22 protein-coding genes are annotated in these 21,384 nt (G+C 46.7%); 18 read left to right on the forward strand and 4 right to left on the reverse strand.

The features are described from left to right. The first annotated feature begins 24 nt into the window (after positions 1-24). The 3 genes from BLU30_RS05430 (at position 25) to BLU30_RS05440 (ending at position 2,893) form a co-directional block, all read left to right on the forward strand. Complete coding sequence (locus BLU30_RS05430; protein ID WP_090244242.1) at positions 25-1,188, forward strand: glycosyltransferase; 1,164 nt, start codon at positions 25-27, stop codon at positions 1,186-1,188. Positions 1,189-1,435: 247 nt separating this feature from the next. Further along, positions 1,436-1,975, forward strand: coding sequence for a 50S ribosomal protein L25/general stress protein Ctc (locus tag BLU30_RS05435; protein ID WP_090244244.1), 540 nt, complete (start codon positions 1,436-1,438; stop codon positions 1,973-1,975). Between the two features lie 117 nt (positions 1,976-2,092). Further along, entirely contained in the window at positions 2,093-2,893 is an 801-nt protein-coding gene (locus tag BLU30_RS05440; RefSeq protein WP_090244246.1) for a hypothetical protein, read from the forward strand. A gap of 109 nt (positions 2,894-3,002) precedes the next feature. On the opposite strand, the gene BLU30_RS05445 is transcribed toward BLU30_RS05440, so the two are convergent. From BLU30_RS05445 to BLU30_RS05455, 3 genes are all read right to left on the reverse strand, one after another. Then, positions 3,003-3,512, reverse strand: a complete 510-nt coding sequence (locus BLU30_RS05445; protein WP_090244248.1) for a nitroreductase family protein — start codon at positions 3,510-3,512, stop codon at positions 3,003-3,005. Positions 3,513-3,634: 122 nt separating this feature from the next. Beyond that, positions 3,635-4,864, reverse strand: coding sequence for an aminopeptidase (locus BLU30_RS05450; protein WP_090244251.1), 1,230 nt, complete (start codon positions 4,862-4,864; stop codon positions 3,635-3,637). Positions 4,865-4,883: 19 nt separating this feature from the next. After that, positions 4,884-6,095 (reverse strand): nucleotidyltransferase, encoded by a 1,212-nt coding sequence (locus tag BLU30_RS05455; RefSeq protein WP_090244253.1) that lies wholly within the window; start codon positions 6,093-6,095, stop codon positions 4,884-4,886. A 141-nt stretch (positions 6,096-6,236) separates the two neighbouring features. On the opposite strand from BLU30_RS05455, the gene BLU30_RS05460 reads away from it, so the two are divergent. The 14 genes from BLU30_RS05460 (at position 6,237) to trmD (ending at position 18,476) form a co-directional block, all read left to right on the forward strand. Next, entirely contained in the window at positions 6,237-7,430 is a 1,194-nt protein-coding gene (locus BLU30_RS05460; protein ID WP_090244255.1) for an acetate/propionate family kinase, read from the forward strand. Positions 7,431-7,523: 93 nt separating this feature from the next. Further along, positions 7,524-7,985: a YceD family protein gene (locus BLU30_RS05465; protein ID WP_207647989.1), complete on the forward strand. Its 462-nt coding sequence runs from the start codon at positions 7,524-7,526 to the stop codon at positions 7,983-7,985. Positions 7,986-8,012: 27 nt separating this feature from the next. Beyond that, entirely contained in the window at positions 8,013-8,189 is a 177-nt protein-coding gene (rpmF, locus tag BLU30_RS05470; RefSeq protein WP_090244259.1) for a 50S ribosomal protein L32, read from the forward strand. 82 nt (positions 8,190-8,271) lie between these two features. After that, positions 8,272-9,267: a phosphate acyltransferase PlsX gene (gene plsX, locus BLU30_RS05475; protein WP_090244261.1), complete on the forward strand. Its 996-nt coding sequence runs from the start codon at positions 8,272-8,274 to the stop codon at positions 9,265-9,267. A 19-nt stretch (positions 9,268-9,286) separates the two neighbouring features. Next, positions 9,287-9,511, forward strand: a complete 225-nt coding sequence (gene acpP, locus BLU30_RS05480; protein WP_090244263.1) for an acyl carrier protein — start codon at positions 9,287-9,289, stop codon at positions 9,509-9,511. Positions 9,512-9,605: 94 nt separating this feature from the next. Then, positions 9,606-10,265 (forward strand): ribonuclease III, encoded by a 660-nt coding sequence (gene rnc, locus BLU30_RS05485; protein ID WP_090244265.1) that lies wholly within the window; start codon positions 9,606-9,608, stop codon positions 10,263-10,265. A gap of 36 nt (positions 10,266-10,301) precedes the next feature. Further along, complete coding sequence (gene smc / locus BLU30_RS05490) at positions 10,302-13,871, forward strand: chromosome segregation protein SMC (protein WP_090244267.1); 3,570 nt, start codon at positions 10,302-10,304, stop codon at positions 13,869-13,871. A 17-nt stretch (positions 13,872-13,888) separates the two neighbouring features. Then, positions 13,889-14,812, forward strand: coding sequence for a signal recognition particle-docking protein FtsY (gene ftsY / locus BLU30_RS05495; protein WP_090244269.1), 924 nt, complete (start codon positions 13,889-13,891; stop codon positions 14,810-14,812). Between the two features lie 106 nt (positions 14,813-14,918). Continuing rightward, on the forward strand, positions 14,919-15,284 hold the full coding sequence (ylxM, locus tag BLU30_RS05500) for a YlxM family DNA-binding protein (RefSeq protein ID WP_090244271.1): 366 nt from the start codon (positions 14,919-14,921) through the stop codon (positions 15,282-15,284). An 8-nt stretch (positions 15,285-15,292) separates the two neighbouring features. Continuing rightward, on the forward strand, positions 15,293-16,630 hold the full coding sequence (gene ffh / locus BLU30_RS05505; protein ID WP_090244273.1) for a signal recognition particle protein: 1,338 nt from the start codon (positions 15,293-15,295) through the stop codon (positions 16,628-16,630). 53 nt (positions 16,631-16,683) lie between these two features. After that, positions 16,684-16,929, forward strand: a complete 246-nt coding sequence (gene rpsP, locus BLU30_RS05510; protein WP_090244276.1) for a 30S ribosomal protein S16 — start codon at positions 16,684-16,686, stop codon at positions 16,927-16,929. A gap of 14 nt (positions 16,930-16,943) precedes the next feature. Beyond that, on the forward strand, positions 16,944-17,171 hold the full coding sequence (locus BLU30_RS05515; RefSeq protein WP_090244278.1) for a KH domain-containing protein: 228 nt from the start codon (positions 16,944-16,946) through the stop codon (positions 17,169-17,171). A gap of 118 nt (positions 17,172-17,289) precedes the next feature. Beyond that, the gene (gene rimM, locus BLU30_RS05520; protein WP_090244280.1) at positions 17,290-17,799 is read left to right on the forward strand and encodes a ribosome maturation factor RimM; all 510 of its coding nucleotides are present in this window, start codon (positions 17,290-17,292) and stop codon (positions 17,797-17,799) included. After that, positions 17,796-18,476, forward strand: a complete 681-nt coding sequence (gene trmD / locus BLU30_RS05525; protein ID WP_090244281.1) for a tRNA (guanosine(37)-N1)-methyltransferase TrmD — start codon at positions 17,796-17,798, stop codon at positions 18,474-18,476. The genes rimM and trmD overlap by 4 nt, the downstream gene beginning before the upstream one ends. 70 nt (positions 18,477-18,546) lie before the next feature. Here trmD and BLU30_RS05530 read toward each other — a convergent pair whose 3' ends face one another. Further along, positions 18,547-19,773 (reverse strand): helix-turn-helix transcriptional regulator, encoded by a 1,227-nt coding sequence (locus BLU30_RS05530; protein WP_090244284.1) that lies wholly within the window; start codon positions 19,771-19,773, stop codon positions 18,547-18,549. A gap of 180 nt (positions 19,774-19,953) precedes the next feature. Here BLU30_RS05530 and BLU30_RS05535 point away from each other — a divergent pair, with 180 nt between their 5' ends. Continuing rightward, positions 19,954-21,372 carry an MFS transporter gene (locus BLU30_RS05535; protein ID WP_340148128.1) on the forward strand — a complete coding sequence of 473 codons (1,419 nt, stop codon included), beginning with the start codon at positions 19,954-19,956 and terminating at the stop codon, positions 21,370-21,372. Positions 21,373-21,384 lie beyond the last annotated feature (12 nt).

The raw sequence follows: 21,384 nt of genomic DNA on the forward strand, positions 1-21,384 counted from the left end.
ATATTTAAGAACCAGGGAGGGAATATGCGCATTCTGATATGCCCCATGGCAGCAATGGGAAAGATGTCTGGTCCAATTAACCGGACGAAGGCTTTGGCTGAGGCCTTTACAAAAAAGGGGAATCAGGTTGCCCTTTGTGCGGCTAAGGATGGGAATTTTGACGGGACCACGGACTATCCCCTCTATGATTTAGAGACGCCAGTACCCTTGGGCTTGCCCAAAATGATGGGGAAAAGACTACTGCCTGTGGTAGAAAAAACGGGGATTCAAAGCCATAAAAAAATTTCCAGTTTTGAAGAGGTCCAGTTTATTAGCGGGAATATCCAGCCAGGGTATTTTAAAAGGGCGATCCATCAGATCCAGGCCGCTATTGAGGACTTTCGACCAGATGTGGTTTATTCTGAATTTAATCTGGCAGCAATCGCGGCGGCTAAGCTTGCCGGGACTGCTGTCTTTGGAAGCTATAGCCGTCCGGCTCAGGTGGATTTTGCCGCATCACCGGGGTTGGCCTATGGGGTAAAGCGTGTGTTAAAATCCCTGGGTTTACCCCAGGTCGACTCCAGTCTGGATATTTTAGAGTGGGTGGATCGGCGGATCGTGCCAAGCAGCCCACGCCTGGAACCCATTATTGGGGATAATGTCTGCTTTACTGGTCCCTTCTCCGCTCATCAAACCCATTACGAGGATGGGCTGCGTTCGACCATTGTAGCCTATATGGGAACGGGAACCCTCTCAGGAAAGGCCTTGGTCAATGCCTTATATCCTGTTTTTAGTGAACTGGATTTTGAGGTATTTATTGTGGCACCGGGAGTGAAGGAAAGTCATCGTGGGTTCATCCATATTGGTGAGTATTTTGATTTTTCAGAGATTTATCCCCGGTGCTGCCTATCCATTAACCATGGAGGACAAAACAGTATAATGGATGCCCTTTACCATGGTATTCCCCAGATTTTGTGTCCTGGAAAGGTTTTTGAACGGCGCTACAATGCCCAAAGCATTGCTAAGAACAAAGCGGGGATTGTCCTTGATACCCATTGCTTTGAGCCTCCTTATATTCGTGGAATTATGCGAACTTTACTCGAGAATAAAGGCTATGCTAAAAACGCACAGATTTTGGGGAAGGAATTGACGGTCCTTGGCGGCGCGGACCGGGTTGTCCAGTTGGCTGTGGAATATTTTGGAGGGTAAAGGGATGGGAGAATAAACGGTAAAACGCAACTTCCTCCTGATGGATTTGCTTTTTCCAAAGAATCATGCTATACTATAAACAATAAAATAAAAACAAAAAGAACCGTCTTGAAGAAGGGCTTTTGGTATTACGCTGGGCAGCGTTATATGAAGGGCTCTTCTTTTTTTTATAGGTGAGGAAATAACGGTTAATGACACCAGTAGGTGCTATTAATATAAAGTCACAAACTACAGGAGGTAGTGAATAATGGAGAGCATTACTGTTCAAAAACGGGATTTATCGGTAAAAGCAAAGAAAATAAGACGTCTCGGCATGGTTCCGGGAAGCGTCTTCGGTAAATCGTTGTCGGATTCGATTTCAATTCAAATGGACGAAAAGGTTGCTCGTAAATTGGTTCGTCAAAAACGTGAGGGTAGCAAGATCTCACTGAATATCGACGGGCAGGTTATTCCGGTACAAATCAAAGAAAAATCTTTAGATCCATTAAGCAATGAAATTTTAAATATTAGATTCCAGGTATTAACAGAAAATGAAAAAGTGAATAGTGTTATTCATATCCTTTCTGCAAATGATGAAAAGTTTGTCGGCCAGATGGAAAAAATCCTAACAGAAATTCCCTATGCCTCATTGCCGGGAGATATGATTGATACGATTAGTATTGATGTCGACGGATTGAAACCCGGAGATATGGTTACCGTAAAAGATATTCCTGAATTGATGAGTGATAAAATTGAACTTCAGGTCGATGTGGATGAAATAATCTTTCGTATTAATGAAAGACAGTAACATCCCTGATAGGTAGAATACCTTTTTAAGCAAACAGCAAACACAAAAGAGCTTGGAATGCCGACGGAAAAAGGGTTGTGCAGGAAGAGCTTTTTTGTATTTTATGGGAGGAGAGTCATGAATTTATTAGGTCAGGCCGTAAATCACAAAATCTTTGGAAAGGGAATAATAACGGATCATTGTGATAACAAAATCACAGTACACTTTGAAAAAAACAAAAAAATATTTTTGTTTCCAGATGCCGTTCCCCGATATTTGACGTTGAAAAATACTGCAATCCAAAAGAAAATTGAGAAAATAAATAAAGCCTGGGAACAAAAAATAAATGAAAAGAGACGAAAAGCTGCAGAGGAGAATCAATATCGGAGTCTTCTGTATACAATGAAAATTCCGCCGAAATCCCAGATGGCTTATAATCTTTCTGAAGAGGCTCTTGATGGCTTGAAATATGTGGACACAGGATGCTTTTTAAGCGGGTTAAATAAGGGAAAACCACGAATTCCAGCCAACATACAACCAAATTCGGCCATTGTTTTGACGGATTGCACCCCAGGCAATGAGGATGAGCGAAAAATTATTGGGGTATCAATGGTGGACGAACACTTTTGGGGGGATACATGTACAGACGGACGGGTAAAACTGCACGAGACGTACCAATTGATATTACCCCATGAGCATCGAATTTCATTTTGGAAGTATTTCAAGAAAAATGTGATTCAAAATCCTTGGGGGAGTGTTCCATTTAAGTATGTTCAGAATCAGGTAATGGAAAAAATCTTGTTTGACATTTGTCAAAGAACCGCAGAGACGGTCAAAGCGGCCGAAGCAATGGGAATTTACCGGTATTTCTGTCGAATAAACCGTATTCCGGAAAAACTGACGATTCATAAAGAAATCGAAAAATCAAATGTCCTTTGACCAAATGTTCTTTGCAAGGTGTCAAATATGTTAAAGAAATGGCATGGATCGGGCGATCTCACTTAAGAAAAGCAGTTTGCTGATACTTGTGAGTGAGATCGCCTCATTCTTATTTTGTATAACCGTTGTAATGGACCAGGCTAAAATCATAGTCCCGGCCGTCTTCGGCAGGAAAAGCCAGGGGGTACCCTAAAGTTGCGATGGCGTAGGGTTTGATATGTTCGGGTAAATCAAAGATTTTTGAGATTTGATTCATACGGTCTTCCATCGGCGCAATCCCAAGCCAGACACCTCCAAGATTCAGATGAACCGCTTCCAGGAGAATGTTTTCCATCGCCGCACCAAGGTCCTGTTCCCAGTTTTCAGGAAAATGGGCTGTCTGTAAATTAGCCAGAGTGATAATAGCTAAGGGGGCTGTGGCAGCAGACTTTGCATAGGGGGATGCCAGGGCAATTTTTCCCAATAATGCCGGGTCTGTGATGACGATGAATTCCCATTCCCGCTGGTTTCCGGCAGTGGGTGCTGCCATGGCGGCCTTTAATAGTTTTTCAATCTTTTCTGATTCAACAGGTAAATCGGAAAAGCGGCGAACCGAATGCCGCAAAAAAATTTCGTTCATGTTTAAACCTCACTTTTTTATAATGATTCTATTATCTACCAGATGGTTAAAAAATACAATTACTGAGAAATAAGTCAGTAGCATTTTTCAAGAATCTTTTAATTATCTCAATTTAAGCTATACTAAATGGCCCAATCCCCATTGACAAAAATAGGCGTTTGATGACCATCCGCATCGACACCGATAATAGAGAGATCTGCACTGCCCACCATAAAATCCACATGGCTGAGGGAATAATTAAGTCCAGCCGCCTCTTGCTCTTCCCGGTGCATTTGAGTACCCCCTTCAATACAGGAAGGATAGGCTGAACCCAGGGCAAAGTGACAGGACGCATTTTCATCAAAAAGCGTATTGTAGAAAAGCAGGTTCAAATCAGAAATGGGGGAGTGGTGGGCCACCAGGGCAATTTCTCCCAGGAAGTTGGAGCCTGGGTTGGCTTCTACCAGGCTTTTAAGGGCGTCTAACCCAACTTGGGCGGCGTAATCCACGACCTGACCGTCTCTGAAGGTGAATTCAAAACCATCAATCAGCTGCCCTTTATAAATGAGGGGGTGAGTGGCCACCAGGCGGCCATTCACCCGGGATTTGTGGGGGGCACAAAAAACCTCTTCAGTGGGGATGTTGGGAAAGAAAGAGATGCCATCGGCGGCTACTTCACTGCCGCCGGCCCAGACATGGTTTTTCGGCATGCCTACCGTCAGGTTGGTGCCAAGGCTGTTGGAATAAATGAAGGCATCAAATTGCTTGTCATTCAGGAAGGCACATTTGCTCTCAAAATTACGGTCATGGTTTTCCCAGGCGGTGATGGGGTCTGGCTGATCGGTACGGGTTGTTTTAAAAATGGCTTCCCATAAATGGTCCATTGCTTCTGCTTCGGTACAATCCGGAAAGACTCTTTTTGCCCAGCCCGGTGTGGGGACTGAAATGACGCACCAGCGGCGATCATTACTGGAAATTGCCTGGCTATAGAATTCGGTGGCCTCCTGGATGGCGTTGGAGGCGGCCTGGATTTTTGAAGCATCGGCACCCTGGAAAACGGTTGGATCTTCGGCATGGATGGAAATAATGGCAGCATTTTCGTCTACGATCCATAAATATTTGCCAACCACCCAGGGAGCGACGGTGGTAAGGGTTTCCAGGCTGGCATGATCGTAGCGGAGACGGGCTAAGCGCTGGTCGCCGTAATTCACCATGACATCCCGGGCACCGGCGCTGTAGGCGGCATCGGCCACCAATCGGGCGAAGTCAGCGCATTCGACTGGTGAGTTGATGACAAGGAGCTGGTCCTTTTGAAGATTGACACCGATGTTGACGGCAAGATCGGCAAGCTTTTGTTTGTTTTCTGTGTACATGTGTTCATCCTCCTTTGGATTATGATTCAATAAAAATTGGGCTTTGGGTAAAATCCTGATGGATATTTTCGGGCTGACCACCAAATAAATAGAATAAATCCGTGGCTTTTAAATCGAAGGAAAGCATTCTCCTTCCCCGGATATCCAGTTGGGTTTGGTTACTGCGAACATTAGAAATGACAGGCGTGTCACTTTCTTGGGCCAGCCTGCGAATCCACTGGCGGCCTGCCCTGTTGAAGGCGAGGACTCTAAAGTAGGGTGAGGATACAGGCAGGGTAAGCTCAGAAAAATCTGTCGTAGTGAATTCGGTGGACAGATGCATTAGAATTCTACGAATACGGCTTTTGGGAATGCGTTTAGAGGACACGGCTGTTAGGATGTCCTCATAAGTATGCCATTTCTTAATCGCACCATGCAAGGCAAATTCTAAACCTTCAGATACACCTGGGTATTGGCGCAGCTCCCCCAAATCCATGGTGAGCAATCGGCCTAAAATGTAGTCCTGGTATCCCTGGACCCGGGTATGCCATTTCTTTGGGGAGAGGATCGCTGGATTGTAGGGAATACAAGCTCCAATCATCTCGCTTTGTCCCTCTAAAAGATGTTTTCGGATGGCAGAGGCACTGGCAAAGGTGCCATGGAGCGTCTGGCTATGGTATCCAGCGGATTGGCGTTTAATGGGAATGGGTTGGATGGCGGCTCCCTGACGCTTTATTGCTTTTAAGTATTCAATAGCCAGAATATTGTTCGGGGAAGCGAGGACACTGGCAGGGTGGTCACCTTCCAACGTGGCGATGGCTTGCTCACGGGCAGCAGGAAAACTGAGCCCTTTGGCTAAACCCTGTTTAAGATAGCGTCGATAATCCGCAGGCTCCTCCCATAAAATACGTGCGACGGTGGCTAAGGGCTCTATTTGGGGGGACTCCATCCCAAAGGAGAGCATCTGACAGCCAGCATCATTGAGCAATGAAATGGCCCCGCTGGCAAAGGCTTCGGCACTTTGACAGGCGTAGGCGTAGGGAAGCTCTAAGACCAGATCGGCTCCGTTTTCCACGGCTTGCCGGGCCCGGGTCCATTTATCCACTACGGCAAGACTACCCCGTTGAACCGCGCTGCCACTCATGACCACCAGGGTATGGGTCGCACCGCTGACTTTCTTGGCGGCCTTGATTTGACAGGCATGGCCGTTGTGGAAGGGGTTATATTCTGCTACAATTCCCAGGGTTTTCATGTTTTTCCTCCGAATGGTCAAATTTTTATATGCCTATTTTTAAAAAAGCATTGTAACCGCCCATTGTTTACTGATATTATAATACAAGAGAAATAATAAAAAAACTAAATATTGATGTGAGAAAAGGAGAAAAAACAAACAATGAATGTATTGGTTATTAACTGTGGTAGTTCTTCCCTGAAATATCAGATGCTTGATATGGACACCGAAGCCGTATTAGCAAAAGGTTTGGCAGAACGCATCGGCATTGAAGGCTCAGTGGTTACCCACCAGCCCGCCGGGAAGGATAAGGTGAAATTCCAACGTCCTATGGAAACCCATAAGGAAGCATTGGATATCATCATGAAGGCTTTAGTTGACCCCACCTGCGGTGTTCTTAAAAGTCTGAACGAAATCGACGCTGTCGGCCACAGAACCGTGCATGGTGCTGAAACCTTTGCGAACTCTGTCATTATTGATGATGAAGTCATTGCAAAAATGGAAGACTGCAGTGAATTGGCACCCCTCCATAATCCGGCTAACCTTATTGGGATTCGGGCTTGTCAAGAGATACTCCCCGGTATTCCTATGGTTGGCGTCTTTGACACCGCTTTCCACCAAACCATGCCGCCGGAAGCTTATGTTTATCCACTGCCCTATGAAATGTACGAAAAATACCGGGTACGTAAATATGGTTTCCACGGGACTTCCCATCGTTTTGTCAGCATGGAAGCGGCAAAGCTCCTGGGAGAAGATATTAAAAATCTGAAGCTGATTTCCTGCCATTTAGGAAATGGTGCCAGTATTGCCGCCGTGCGCTTTGGAAAATCGGTGGATACCTCCATGGGGATGACACCTTTAGCTGGCCTGATGATGGGGACCCGTTGTGGGGATATTGACCCGGCGATTATCTTCTATCTTCGGGAACAGGGTTTCTCCCGGGAAGCCATCGATAAAATGCTCAATAACGAATCCGGAGTGCTGGGGATTTCTGGTATCAGCTCTGACTTCCGGGATGTTGAAGCCGCTGCTAATGCTGGAAACGAACGTGCGATCTTAGCCCTTAAGATCTTCCACTATCGTGTACGGACCACCATTGGGGCTTACGTTGCCGCCATGGACGGGGTCGATGGCATTATCTTTACCGCTGGTTTGGGTGAAAATTCCAGTATCGATCGTGCAGAAATCTGCAATGGCTTAAAATACCTGGGCATTACCCTGGACAAAGAAAAGAACAGCAAACGTGGGGAACCCATGGTGATTACCACACCAGAATCCCGGACCAAGGTAATGGTCATTCCGACGAACGAAGAATTAATGATTGCCCGGGATACTGTGGAATTAACCAGCAAGTAAGGGAATCCGTAATTTCAAGGTCTCTGTAAAGAAAAAAACTTGACAAGATGGGCAATCCTATATATAATGAGGATTGCCCATTTGGAGTTAAAGATGATTATTGAATTGTCAAACGAAAAAACCCGAAGTTTTGAATTCAGGCTCACTGCCGACGCGTTCAAAAGTTATGGGGACGAATTTGAAGGACGGCCAGATCAGGATGGCTTATTGGTCCAGGGCAGAATAAACCGGCTTAATGCGCAGTCAGCGGAGCTGGATTTTTCTGTGAAGGGGACCATGCTCTATCCCTGCGCCCGCTGTCTTAAGCCAACGCCTGTGGCGGTAGATTTCGATTTTGAAGATACCATCCCTGTGGAAGCTGGCTCAGACACCATCGATTTGGTTCCCTTTGTTGAAGAATGTCTCTTCATCAATGAGCCCTTTAGGGTGTTATGCAGTGAAGAGTGCAAAGGGTTGTGTCCAGGTTGTGGTGTAAATTTAAATTGCGAAGCATGTCAGTGCGACGATACGGTGGATGTCGATCCCCGTCTTGAAGCTTTGAAAAATCTGCTTTAGCGCAAAGACTGAACAGGAGGTGGAATCATGGCAGTACCTAAGCATAAGATCTCTAAAGCAAGAAGAGATAAGAGAAGAACGCATTACAAATTAAGCGTGCCCGGCATGAGCGTTTGCCCGAAATGCGGCGAAATCAAATTGCCCCATCGTGTATGCAGAGCTTGCGGGACTTATAAGGATGTAGAAGTAATCGCAGAAGACTAAAAGGTTGTCGCATTAATGCTTTTTGGCGTTTAATGCGATAACCTTTTTTTTCTCGATTGGGCGATGATTTGTGAGGTTAACAGTGAATATTTACGTGGATGCCATGGGAGGGGACAATGCCCCAGCCGCCATTGTACAAGGGGCGGTGGATGCCGTTAAGGAATATGGGGTGTCCCTGACCCTGGTGGGAAAGGAAAGAATCGTAGCGAATGAGCTGGCAAAGTATGACTACAATACGGATGCCATCACGATTCTTAATGCGGACAGCGTCATTGGTTTTGATGAAGAACCGGCCATGGCCATTCGGAGGAAAACCGATTCTTCCCTGGTGGTGGCTCTGGATGCCATGAAGGGTCAGCCGGACAGTGTGCTGATTTCTGCGGGAAGTACTGGAGCTCTACTCGCCGGCGGACTCCTTAAGCTTGGGCGGATCAAGGGTGTCAAGCGTCCTGCTTTAGCCGCTGCACTGCCCAAGGGTGATCGGGTGAGTATCCTCATCGATACCGGTGCCAATGCTGACTGCAAGGCGGAGTATTTAGACCAGTTTGGCCTTTTAGGAAGCATTTATTGTGAAAGCGTTCTGGGTATTGAAAATCCAAAGGTGGGCATCATCAATATCGGGACGGAAGAAGAAAAAGGCAGCATCATGGTAAAGGAAGCTTATCAGCTCCTTAAAGCCAACGATGCCTTGAATTTTATTGGTAATGTTGAGGCCCGGGATATCCCAAGCACAGATGCGGATGTCATGGTGTGTGATGGCTTTACCGGCAATGTTGTCTTAAAGCTCATTGAAGGGCTGGCAAGCTACCTGATGGGGGGGATTAAAACCGCCATTATGGGATCGACCAAGGGCAAGTTGGGTGGCGCCTTAATCAAAAAAGACTTGAAGACTTTTAAGAAACAATTTGATTCCGATGAAGCTGGCGGTGCACCGTTCTTAGGTGTCAAAGGTGGAATTATCAAAACCCATGGAAGCAGTGGCCCTTATGCCATTAAAAAGGCCATTGAGCAAAGCGTCATATTTATTGAAAATGATGTGGTGGGGAAAATAACCTCAGCCATACAAAATAATCATTAATCCATATGGAGGTGAAGTTATGAGTGATAAATTTGCACAGGTCCGGGGCATTATAGCAGAGCAGTTGGACATCCCGATGGAGAAGATCAGCCTGGAGTCCAACCTGTTAGAGGATTTAGATGCGGATTCTTTGGACATCATCGAGCTGGTGATGGCCTTTGAGGAAGAGTTCGATATGAAAATTCCAGATGAAGATTTGGAGAAGATCAAGACGGTCTCGGACATCATCGAAGCATTGGGTTAAGGACGAGGGATCGCCGCATTGCGGCGTCCTTTTTTTGTGGAGATTCCAGGACAACTGTGATAAAATAAAGCGATTAAGACAGGGAGGTGTTTTTTTGGAACGCATCGAATCAAAAATTAAATATCAATTTAAAAATAGAGACCTGCTGAAACTGGCCCTTACCCATAGCTCACATATTGGTGAAAGTGTGAATAACGAGCGACTGGAATTCTTGGGGGATGCTGTGCTGGAGCTGGTAACCAGTGAGTATCTTTATCAGTTTCCGAATTTATCCGAAGGGGAGATGACGAAGCTTCGGGCGAGTATTGTGTGTGCGGAGTCCCTATCTAAAGCTGCTTATGAACTATCCCTTGGGGATTATCTGCTCCTGGGAAAAGGGGAAGTCGTAACCGGTGGAAGAAAGCGTAAGTCCAACCTGGCCAATGCCTTTGAGGCAGTTCTGGGGGCGGTTTTTTTAGACAGCGATTACGAAAGGGTTCGGGTCATTATCCTGGAGCTTTTGAATGAAAACATCAAGTTGGCGCTTAATGGTGATTTAAACAATGACTATAAAACGGCGCTGCAAGAGCAAATTCAAAAGCAAAGTGACAATGTTATTGAATATGTTCTTAAGAAATCAGAAGGTCCAGAGCACGATAAAACCTTCCATATCGAGCTTCATATTAATGGGGTGAAAGAAAGTGAAGGAAAGGGAAAGAGCAAAAAGGAGGCTGAGCAGATTGCGGCAAAGCGCTACCTCCAGTCCCATCATTAAGATTGGGTTTCCTCTCTGGTACAGGAAAGGCAGTACATGTATTTAAAGAAACTTAAAATGAAGGGCTTCAAGTCCTTTGCAGATAATGTAGAAATGGAGTTTTCCCAGGGAATTTCTGCCATTGTAGGTCCCAATGGAAGTGGAAAAAGCAATATAACGGATGCGATCCGGTGGGTGCTAGGGGAGCAAAGTACCAAAACCCTCCGGGGGAAAAAAATGGAGGATGTTATTTTTGCTGGGACAGAGAAGAAGGCGCCCTTGGCCTATGCCGAGGTTGTCCTTACTCTGGATAACCGGGATGGTGCCGTAGCCGATGCCGGGGATGAAATTTCAGTAACCCGGCGGCTCTTTCGCTCTGGGGACAGTGAATACCGTCTGAATCAGAAGAACTGTAAGCTAAAGGATATCCATGGCATCTTTATGGATACTGGCCTTGGTAAAAATGGTTACTCCCTCATCAGCCAGGGGGGAATTGAAAACATCATTAATTCCAACCCCGGCGAGCTTCGCGGTATTGTAGAGGAAGCCGTGGGCATTGTCAATTACAAAACCCGAAAGCAGGAAGCCGAAAAGAAGCTGGAGCGTACCCAGGATAATATGGATCGTGTCCAGGATATTTTAGATGAACTGGCCAATCGTCGGGGGCCTTTGGAGCGTCAGGCTAAGAAAGCCCGGGAATATTTAGCCATTCAGGAGGAACTTAAAATTGTTGATTTGTTCCGATTCCAGAAACGGATGGAAGAAATTCAGAATCAGTTGGGCACCTCCCAAAAGCAAGTGACGGCCCTGGATACCGAGATTCTGTCGATTCAAAATAAAATCAATCAGCGTGATAAGGACTACCAGGAGGTTAAGGCCAGGATACACCAGATTGCCACAGAGATTGGCGCGTTGGATCAACGCATCGAAGGAATCAATACGGCCTTGACCTCAGCCAGTGGCGATATTCTGGTAGGCGAGGAACGCTGCCGCCATTTGATGGAGAATGCCAATCGCCTTCAGGGGCAGCAGAAGAGCCAGCAGCAGGAGTCGGAACGGCTGTCTGCTGAAGCCCAGGAGTTGTTTGTTGAAAGGGATCAGGCGATCATAGAAATTAAGGGAATTCAGCAGACCTTAGAAGGATTGATCCACAAAAAATCGGAAGCCCAGCAGCGAGTAGAGTCCATCCGCCTTAAAATGGAGCAGCAATCCCAAAGGGAGGAAGCCCTGTCCCAGAAGAGGGAAAAGCTGAATTTAGAGCTGAATACTTTAAAGCAGGATACCCGGGGAATGGAGGCTCAGCTTGCCCTGCGACAGGAGCAGCGTAAGGAACAAATGGCTGAGCGCAGTGCTAAAGTGACCGAGGATCAGGCCCTGGGTCAGGAGGTGGCGGACATTGATGGTCGCTTAACCCAAACTCGGCAGGATGTTTCCCATATGGCAACAAAGGAAACCGAGCTCACAAAGGTTGTGGCGGGGCTGAAAAATCAGATAGCCGTCATTAATAATAATCTGAAGGTAAATACCTCCAAATCCGATTATTTAAAGAAGATTCAGCAGAATTACAGCGATTACTTCCCCAGCATTCAACTGATTATGAAGGCGGAGGATTTAACCCAGGACATAAAGCAGCAAATTTATGGTCCTGTAGGGGAACTCATTACCGTCCCGGGTCAATATGCCCGGGCCATCGATGTAGCCCTGGGGGGGAAGGCCCAAAACGTTGTGGTAGAAACCGTCAATACCGCCAGCCGCTGTATTGATGTTTTGAAACGGCGGCGGGCAGGACGGGCCACCTTCTTACCCATGGATAACCTGCGTTATCGCCAAATGGAGTCCCGGGATCGAAGCCTGATGGAAAGCATGCCCGGAGCGGTGGGGATTGCATCGGATTTGGTGGACTACAACACTCGCTTTACCCAGGTGGTGGAGAGTCTTCTGGCGCGTATTATCGTCACCGAGGATTTTAAGGCGGCTCGCCATATCCGTAAATCCATGACTGGCTATACCATCGTCACCCTGGAGGGTGAAATCTTTTATCCGGGGGGGGCCATCGTCGGTGGTGCAGCCAAGGGAGGGAAGCAATCCCCTTTGTTCAAGAAAATAGAAATTGAAAAGCTCGCCCAGGAGTATGAACAAATGGAAGGGGAACGGACCCGTATTGAAGGGCTTTGCGATCAAAAGGAGGAAGCCCTCCAATCCCTCCGCCTTACCATGGATGAAATCACCGGAAAAATGACGGTGTTAGAACAGGCCCATTGGCAAAAGACCCAGGCTCGCACCGCCTGTAGGAACCGTATCCGTGAGCTGGAAAGCCAGATGGTCGCTCTGGATACATCCCTGGGACAGGACCAGTTGGCTTTAGATGAAAAGGCACGGATTGAGCGGGAAATTTTAGGGGATTTGGAAGCCCTGGAAATTGCTGTAGTTGCCATGGAGCATCCCGATGATGCCGAAACAGTGAAGACGGAAATCCAGAGACTCAGTGAGCAAATTGCAGAGAATGAAGTGGCCTTGGCCCGTCGCCAGGAGCAAAAACGATCGGTGGATAAACGTATTGAAATGTTAGAGGCCCATCAACGAGAAGTCGCTAGCCGCCTGATATCCATCACCCGGGATTTGGAACAGAACATTCTGGATACCACTTCCCAGGAAACCTTTTTAGAAGGCCGAAGACAGGATTTAGGGGTGCTTGATGCTCAAAAGCAAGAGGCTGAAGAACAAAAGCACTGCCTGACTGCGCAGGAAAAGGCGTATAATGCAGAGGTTGAGGGTCTGGATCACAGCATTAGGGATTTGAATCATGATCTGATTTTACAAAAGGAAGCCCGAAGCACCTTGGAGCTTGCCCAGAGTAAGGTAGCGGCAGAACGGGATCATTTAGAAGAAACCATTTATTCCCGTTATGAGCTCAACTATATTATGGCCATGGACCTATTAGAGGGTCTGGATTTAGAAACAGTGGATGGCTCGACTGAAAACCAGCGAGCCTTACGCAGCCGCTTATCTGCCCTGGGTCAGGTGAATGTTGGTGCCATTGAGGAATACACAGAGGTGAATGATCGGTATCTTTTCCTCAAAAACCAATTTGACGATTTAATTGAAGCCAAGTCTGAATTGGAGCACATTATCGAGGATTTGTATACCTCCATGGAAAAACAATTTGCCCTGCGGTTTTCAGAGCTCCAGGGTATTTTCTCCAGGGTATTTTCTGTATTGTTTGAAGGAGGCCGCGCCCAGATAACCTATACTGACCCTGGGCATGTCCTTGAAAGCGGTATAGAGCTGGTAGCCCAACCCCCTGGAAAGAATTTGCGGCATATTTCATTATTGTCCGGTGGGGAGAAATCCATGACGGCCATTGCCCTGTTGTTTTCTTTTTTGGAGCTCAGTCCATCCCCCTTCTGCGTTATCGACGAAATCGATGCCGCCCTGGACGACCATAATATTTTTCGGTTTACCAGCTATATGGAGCAGGTGGCCCGGGAAAATCAATTCGTAATCATCACCCACAGAAAAAGCACCCTTGAAGCCTGTGATGCCATTTATGGGGTATCCATGTCGAAAAGCGGGATCTCCAAACTGGTCTCTGTCCGTTTGTCAGATTATGCTGAGGCTGTAGGATAATCATAAAGGAGTCGATGATGTCAGAACTAACCCTATATGAGCGGATGCGAAACCGCCTACAAAAAACAAAGAATAGCTTTAAAGAAAAAATTGAAAATGTTATGTACTATGGTAAGTTGGATGATGATTTCTTTGAAGAGCTGGAGGAAAATCTGATCCTGGCGGATATGGGGATGGAAACCTCCCTTAAAATTGTGGAGCTTTTGAAGGAACGGATTAAGGAGCATAAAATCAGTGATTCCCAGGATGCGGTAGAGCTTTTAAAAGAAATTATGTCGGAGATGGTTGAGACAGATGCTGCTCCTATGACACTGCCGGTTATTATCACGGTGGTTGGGGTTAATGGGGTTGGGAAAACAACCACCATTGCCAAGCTGGCCCAGCGTTATCTGGATGAAGGAAAAAAGGTGATGGTGGCCGCTGCGGATACCTTCCGTGCCGCCGCCGCGGAGCAGTTAGACGAATGGGCTGGACGGATCGGTGTGGATATTGTAAAAAGTAACCAGGGCGCAGACCCGTCATCGGTGGTTTTTGATGCCATTGGCGCCGCCCGGGCCCGGGGAATTGATATTCTGATCTGTGATACCGCAGGGCGCCTCCATAATAAGGTCAATCTGATGAAAGAGCTGGAAAAGGTCACCCGGATCATCGAACGGGAGGGTGAAGGCTTTGATGTGCATAATATCCTGGTCTTAGATGCCACCACGGGGCAGAATGCCCTGATTCAGGCCCGAACCTTTAATGACGCCGTCAAGCTTGACGGTATTATTATGACCAAGATGGACGGCAGTGCCAAGGGTGGTGTCGTTATCCCCATTATTAATGAGCTGGGGGTGCCCATCGAATATGTGGGCATTGGTGAAAAACCAGAGGATCTCATTACCTTCGATGTTGGTGATTTTGTGAGGATGCTTTATGAAAAGGATGACGATGAAGAATAAATATTGGAATAAACCATTCTGTCAAGAAAAAAACTTGACAAAGGGGTCAGGAAACGGTAGAATTCTTTATTGTGTAAAGCAAATGCCTTTACACCCCTAGGACGTTATGGAAGAAAAGGTTTTGGAACAGCTTCGATTTGATTTTTATGGTGAGTTATTATCGGAGCGTCAAAAGACGATTTTGGATTATTATTATAATGACGATTACTCTTTAGCAGAAATCGGTGATATACTGGGCATTACCCGCCAGGGGATCCATGATGCTTATAAGCGCGCCAAGGGTCTTATGGCTGATTATGAAGAAAAGCTTGGACTTGTGGCCCGCTATACAAAAAGCCGGGGACTGCTCACCGATATTACTGTTGAAATCAGCAAACTCCTGGGAGATGAGCGCATTAGCAAAAATCCCGAGGTACTTTCAGAAATGACGCGGCTCAAAGAGGATATCGAGGAAGTCATCGAAGGATTTTAGGTGAAGACATGGCTTTTGATAGTTTAAGTGAAAAATTTCAAAATATTTTCTCCGGACTCAAACGGAAGGGAAAATTGACGGAAGCGGATATTAAGGCTGCCAGCCGGGAAATTAAGCTGGCCCTGTTAGAAGCGGATGTTAACTTTAAGGTGGTCAAGCAATTTACCAAGACCGTCAGTGAGCGGGCCAAGGGCTCAGAGGTTTTAAAATCCCTGACGCCTGGTCAGCAGTTCATTAAAATCATCAATGATGAAATGACCCGGCTTCTCGGGGGCGAAATCCAGAAAATGGAATTTGTCGATAAGGGTGCCAACATCTTTATGATGGTAGGACTCCAGGGGGCTGGTAAAACCACCACTGCAGGAAAGCTGGCAAATCTTCTGCGAAAAGAGAAAAAATTAAAGCCCTTACTGGTGGCTTGTGATGTTTATCGTCCGGCAGCCATTAAGCAGCTTCAGGTTTTAGGTGAACAGCTGGGGATTCCAGTGTTTACCATGGAGGGAGAAACAGATCCCCGGATGATTGCACGCCAGGGTGTGAAAAAGGCCAATGATGAAGGCTACGATTTAGTCATCATCGATACAGCCGGTCGACTTCAGATTGATGAAACCCTGATGACGGAGTTAGTGGATATCCGGGATTTGGTGGAACCCACCGAAATTCTATTGGTGGTGGACGGGATGACCGGCCAGGAATCGGTCAATGTGGCCGATGAATTTAACAAACAACTGGATATTTCCGGGGTGGTTTTGACGAAGATGGATGGGGATACCCGTGGGGGTGCCGCACTATCGATAGCCTACACCACTGGAAAAGCCATTAAATACATGGGGGTTGGAGAAAAGCTCAGTGATATTGAGTTGTTTTATCCAGACCGCATGGCCTCCCGAATCCTCGGTATGGGGGATGTCCTTTCATTAATCGATAAGGCCCAGAGCATGGTCGATGAAGAAAAGGCCCGGGAGCTGGAAGAAAAGCTCCGAAATTCGGAATTTGATCTCAATGACTTTCTGGACCAGCTTAAACAGCTTCAGCAAATGGGGAATTTAAGCAGTCTATTGGAAATGATGCCGGGAGCCGGAAAACTCAAGGGAATGGATTTAAGCATGGCAGATGGACAGACAAAACAAACTGAAGCCATTATTTACTCCATGACACTAGAAGAGCGAAGAAAGCCCCAGATCATCAATGGAAGTCGAAGAAAACGTATTGCAAACGGCAGCGGCACCAGTGTGGCGGATGTCAACCGGCTTCTCAAGGGATTTGAACAAAGTCGAAAAATGATGAAGCAAATGGGCAATATGGGTAAAGCCAAAAAGGGCAGATTTAAAATGCCTTTCATGTAAATATAAATCATATCATTACAATTTGGAAAGTTCTAACGAAAGGGGGAACAATAATGGCAGTTAAAATCAGAATGAAAAGAATGGGTAAGAAAAAGAAACCTTTCTACAGAATCGTCGTTGCAGATGCACGTGCACCTAGAGATGGCAAATTCATCGAAGAAGTTGGTTTCTACAATCCCTGCCAGGAACCTGTTGAACTGAAGCTTGATGCTGAAGCGATTCAGGGCTGGATTAAAAATGGAGCAAAACCCACCGATACTGTAGCAGCATTACTTAAAAAAGAAAACATTATCGGTTAATCGGAGGACGGATCGTGAAGGAGCTTGTTGAAGTAATCGCCAAAGCTTTGGTGGATCATCCGGATCAGGTTGAAGTGACAGAAATGGCTAAAAACCGTTCCATCGTACTGGAGCTCAAGGTAGCAGAAAGTGACATGGGCAAGGTCATTGGAAAACAGGGACGTATCGCGAAAGCCATTCGTTCCGTCATTAAGGCCGCTGCAACCAAGGAAGATAAACGTGTGATGCTGGATATTGTCTAAGCCGCACTATTCCGACAATACAATGGATTTGAAATGGTTCGTACACGCTACGAATCATTTTTTTTACGCTAGAGCTGACCGATGGACAGCCAAGTGAAATGAGTTACGAGGTAAAATAATGGATAAAATGTTAATCGGAGAAGTCACCGGTGTCCATGGGATCCGTGGAGAATTAAAAATTCGCCCACTAACGGACGATCCCGGTCGTTACTATGAATTAGATGTGCTGACCCTTCGCCTTAAAGGGAAGGAAACCGCCTATCCCATTGAATTGGTCCGCCTGCATAAAGGCAATGTATTGCTAACCCTGAAGGGGATTCGGGACCGTGATGCAGCAGAAGGCTGTAAAGGCGCCGAGGTTCTGGTTGACCGCGACGAAGCGGTGGATTTAGAAGAAGATGAATTTTTCATTACCGATCTCATTGGAATGGTGGTAAAGGCACCGGATGGCCAGACCATTGGCAGGGTTGGAAACATCCTTCAAACGACGGGTTCCGTGGATACGGTGGAAATTAATGGTCCAGATAAGCCCATTTATGTGCCCTTTCGAAAAATCTATTTCATGAGCTTTGATTTTGAAAATGGTGAAATTCAGGCGGATATCCCCACGGAGCTCATGGAACTATGAGGCTATATTTCCTAACCCTATTCCCAGAGATTATTCATGGCTATTTTAAAGAAAGCATGATGAAGCGGGCACTCGAAAATGGCATCATCGCCTACGAAGCCATTGATATCCGTGATTTCGCACAAAATAAGCACAATCGGGTGGATGACTATCCCTACGGCGGCGGTGCAGGGATGGTTATGGCCGCACCACCCATCATTCGAGCTCTGCGCAGTATTCCGGATTATGAAAAATATCCCTTTATCTGCACCAGCCCCGGGGGGAAAACCTTCAGTGGTGGCGATGCGGTAGAGATGGCAGCAGTAGAAGGTCTCATCTTTTTGTGCGGGCATTATGAGGGCATCGACCAACGGGTCATTGATGCCTATGTCACCCAGGAGTATTCCATCGGGGATTATGTGCTGACCGGTGGAGAGCTGCCGGCCTTGGTTATGGCGGATGCCATTGCCCGCCATGTGCCGGGCTTTATGGGCAATACCGAAAGCTTGTCCGAGGAATCCTTTGAAAATGGACGGCTGGAATACCCCCAGTACACCCGCCCGGAGTCCTTTGAGGACCTTCAGGTGCCATCGGTTTTATTGTCTGGAAACCATGGAGCCATCCGCCAGTGGCGGGAGGAGCAATCCTTGTTAAAAACAAAGAAAAACCGCCCGGATCTTTTGGAAAAAGAGGACTAGGATGTTTCAATAAAAAAGAACCTGAGCAATACATAAAGGTATTGCTCAGGTTCTTTTTTATTGAAACAGCTTATCTTTGAAGATTCTCTTCCCGGTATTCCCGGGGACTTAAGCCCATATGCTTTTTGAAAATTTTAGAGAAATAGCTCATGTCCTGGACGCCGCAGAGGGTGGCAATTTCCTGAATGGGCAGGAGGGTGGTGTCCAGGAGATAGGCGGCATGCTCTATGCGCTTAGTATTGACAAAGGAGGTGAGGGTCATACCGGTTTCCTTTTTAAAGAGGGTGGAGAGGTAGCTGTCATTGAGACAGAATTCCCGGGCAAGGGTGCCGAGACTCAGGGTGTTGTCTAAATTTGAATAAATAAAATTAATGACATTTCGAATAATCTGGGAGTAGCCCTTTAAAGACATCTCCCGGACTAAGTGGCAATATTTTTGGATCATCGTGTTTTGGAGGTCGTGCAGGCCAGTGAGGGAATCGGTTTCTTCAATGGCGAAGGCAAATTTCTCGGAAAGATCATCCAGATAGAAGGCGATAACGCCACCCTGTTCTGCGGATTTGCGGCAGAGGGTGTTAAAGATGATGAGATGATTGCGCATATTTCGGATACTGTCGGAGAAGCGTGGCTTAATTCCGGGGAAGTGCTGTTTTTCCATGATGTCAGAGGCAATGTCTTCCTGTCCGTGGGCGAGGGCATTGATGAGTTTGGCTTCCAGATGGTAGCGGTCCTCAACATGGCGGATCCGATCGGAGGTGGCCTCTATAGTGTTTGGTGCGTAACGGGTATCCCGGGAGGGCGTTTCCCTGGTGTTAACGATAGTGTAGTGTTCCGGGCTGCCCCAGAGGGTCTCGGCCAGGGTGTAGAGGACCTCCTTAAACCAGTGACCATCAGAAAGAGAGGGGATTCCGGCGTAATAATGATACATGAATCGTTTGTGGATGGCAGGGACTCCGGCACGGATACAGAGCTCCTCTGCACGGATCGAGGAGATGGCTTCATAGAGAAAAGGGCCGATGTAGAAAAAACAGGGGTGCTCTCCCGGGATACGGAGGAGGGCGTAGCTGCACTCGTAGCTATCGGTGTAAAAATAGAGCGTGTGATCTTCGACCTTTTCTTTAAGTCTAATGGGGAAGTCCTTTATAATGAAATCAGTGGAGTCCCAGAGATGCTCCCTTAAATGAGCATCGTAGCAATGATGCCATTCAATGGTGCCTTCCAGAATATGGGAGTATATATGACGACGTTCCAAGACACTTTGGACAAAAATGATGAGCTGACGTTCATGGGTGTGCATGCTTCCACCTTCCTTCACTTGGACTTTTTTTTTCCATTATGGTCTAATTTTTAGGTAAATACAAGGGGAAAAAAAGATTCTACCAATCTTTATAAAAATCGTCATAACCAAATAAAGAGAAATGGCCTTACAATAGGGACATAAAAGCACTACAAAAACTAAAAGGTGCGAGGAGGTAAAATGATGTCAACAGAAACGGCTGTAAAGAAATTTGGATTCATTGATAAGTTGGGGTATATGTTCGGGGATTTTGGAAATGACTTCACCTTTATTCTGTCTACGACGTTCTTATTAAAATTTTATACGGATGTTATGGGGGTGTCTGCTGCCATTGTGGGACTCATGATGATGGTGGCCCGTATCGTCGATGCCTTTACAGATATTACCATGGGACAGATTGTCGATCGATGCCGGCCGACGTCGAAGGGGAAATTCGCCCCCTGGATTTTAAGGATGTGTGGCCCGGTCGCTCTGGCATCCTTCCTGATGTATGCCGTATGGTTCCAGGATGCGGCCATGGGATTTAAAATTTTCTGGATGTTTTTCACCTATTTGCTCTGGGGGAGCATCTTCTATACCAGTATCAATATCCCTTATGGCTCTATGGCATCGGCCATTACACCAGAACCCAAGGAGCGGGCCCAGCTTTCCAGTTGGCGAACCATTGGTGCAACCCTGGCCCAGACCGTAATCGGTGTGGTGCTGCCTCTGGTGGTTTATTATAAAAATGATGCCGGGAAAACCGTGCTCTCTGGCGAAAGCATGATGTGGGCGGCTCTGGTTTGTTCCATTTTGGCTATTGTTTGTTATCTGCTGTGCTATAAAATGACAACGGAGCGGGTGAAGGTGAAGCAGGAAACAGAAAAATTCAGCCTTAAAGAATTTGGCAAGGAATTGGCTCATAACCGCTCCCTCATCGGTATTGTCGTTTGTGCACTCTTCCTGCTTTTGGCCCAGCTGTCTTTAGGCAATATGCTGGCGTATATTTTCCCCAATTATTTTGATAATGCTGCGGGGCAGTCCATAGCGACCATGTCGGCGACCATTGTTACCTTGGTTTGCGCCACCTTTGCTGTGGCTGTAGGGGTGCGAATTGGAAAAAAGGAATTGGGGATGATCGGTGCTGGGATCGGTGCAGTCGCACTCATCGTTGCGTATTTTCTTCAGACCACGAATATGTATGTGTTCATTGCCTTTTATGCCCTGGCCTATGTGGGACTGGCCCTTTTCAGTCTGATCTGCTGGGCTATGATTACCGATGTCATTGATGATACGGAGGTTAAAACCGGTAAGCGTACGGACGGTGCCATTTACTCGGTATACTCCTTTGCCCGGAAGATGGGCCAGGCCTGTTCTTCCGGTCTTTCCGGGCTACTGCTCTCTATTGTAGGCTATTCCACTGCAACGGCCTTTGATCCCGGGGTACTCAAGGGAATTTACGATATCACCTGTATTGTCCCGGCTGTGGGTTTCATCCTGCTGCTGTTGGCGCTCAAGTTCCTATATCCTTTAGGGAAAAAGCAAGTCGAAAATAATGCGGAAATTCTGAGAAAACGCCATGATGAAAAAGTTGCTGCAGAAAACAGCGAACAATCATAGGGAGGAAAACAC

The organism is Eubacterium barkeri, assembly GCF_900107125.1.
GTDB classification, from domain to species: domain Bacteria; phylum Bacillota; class Clostridia; order Eubacteriales; family Eubacteriaceae; genus Eubacterium_O; species Eubacterium_O barkeri.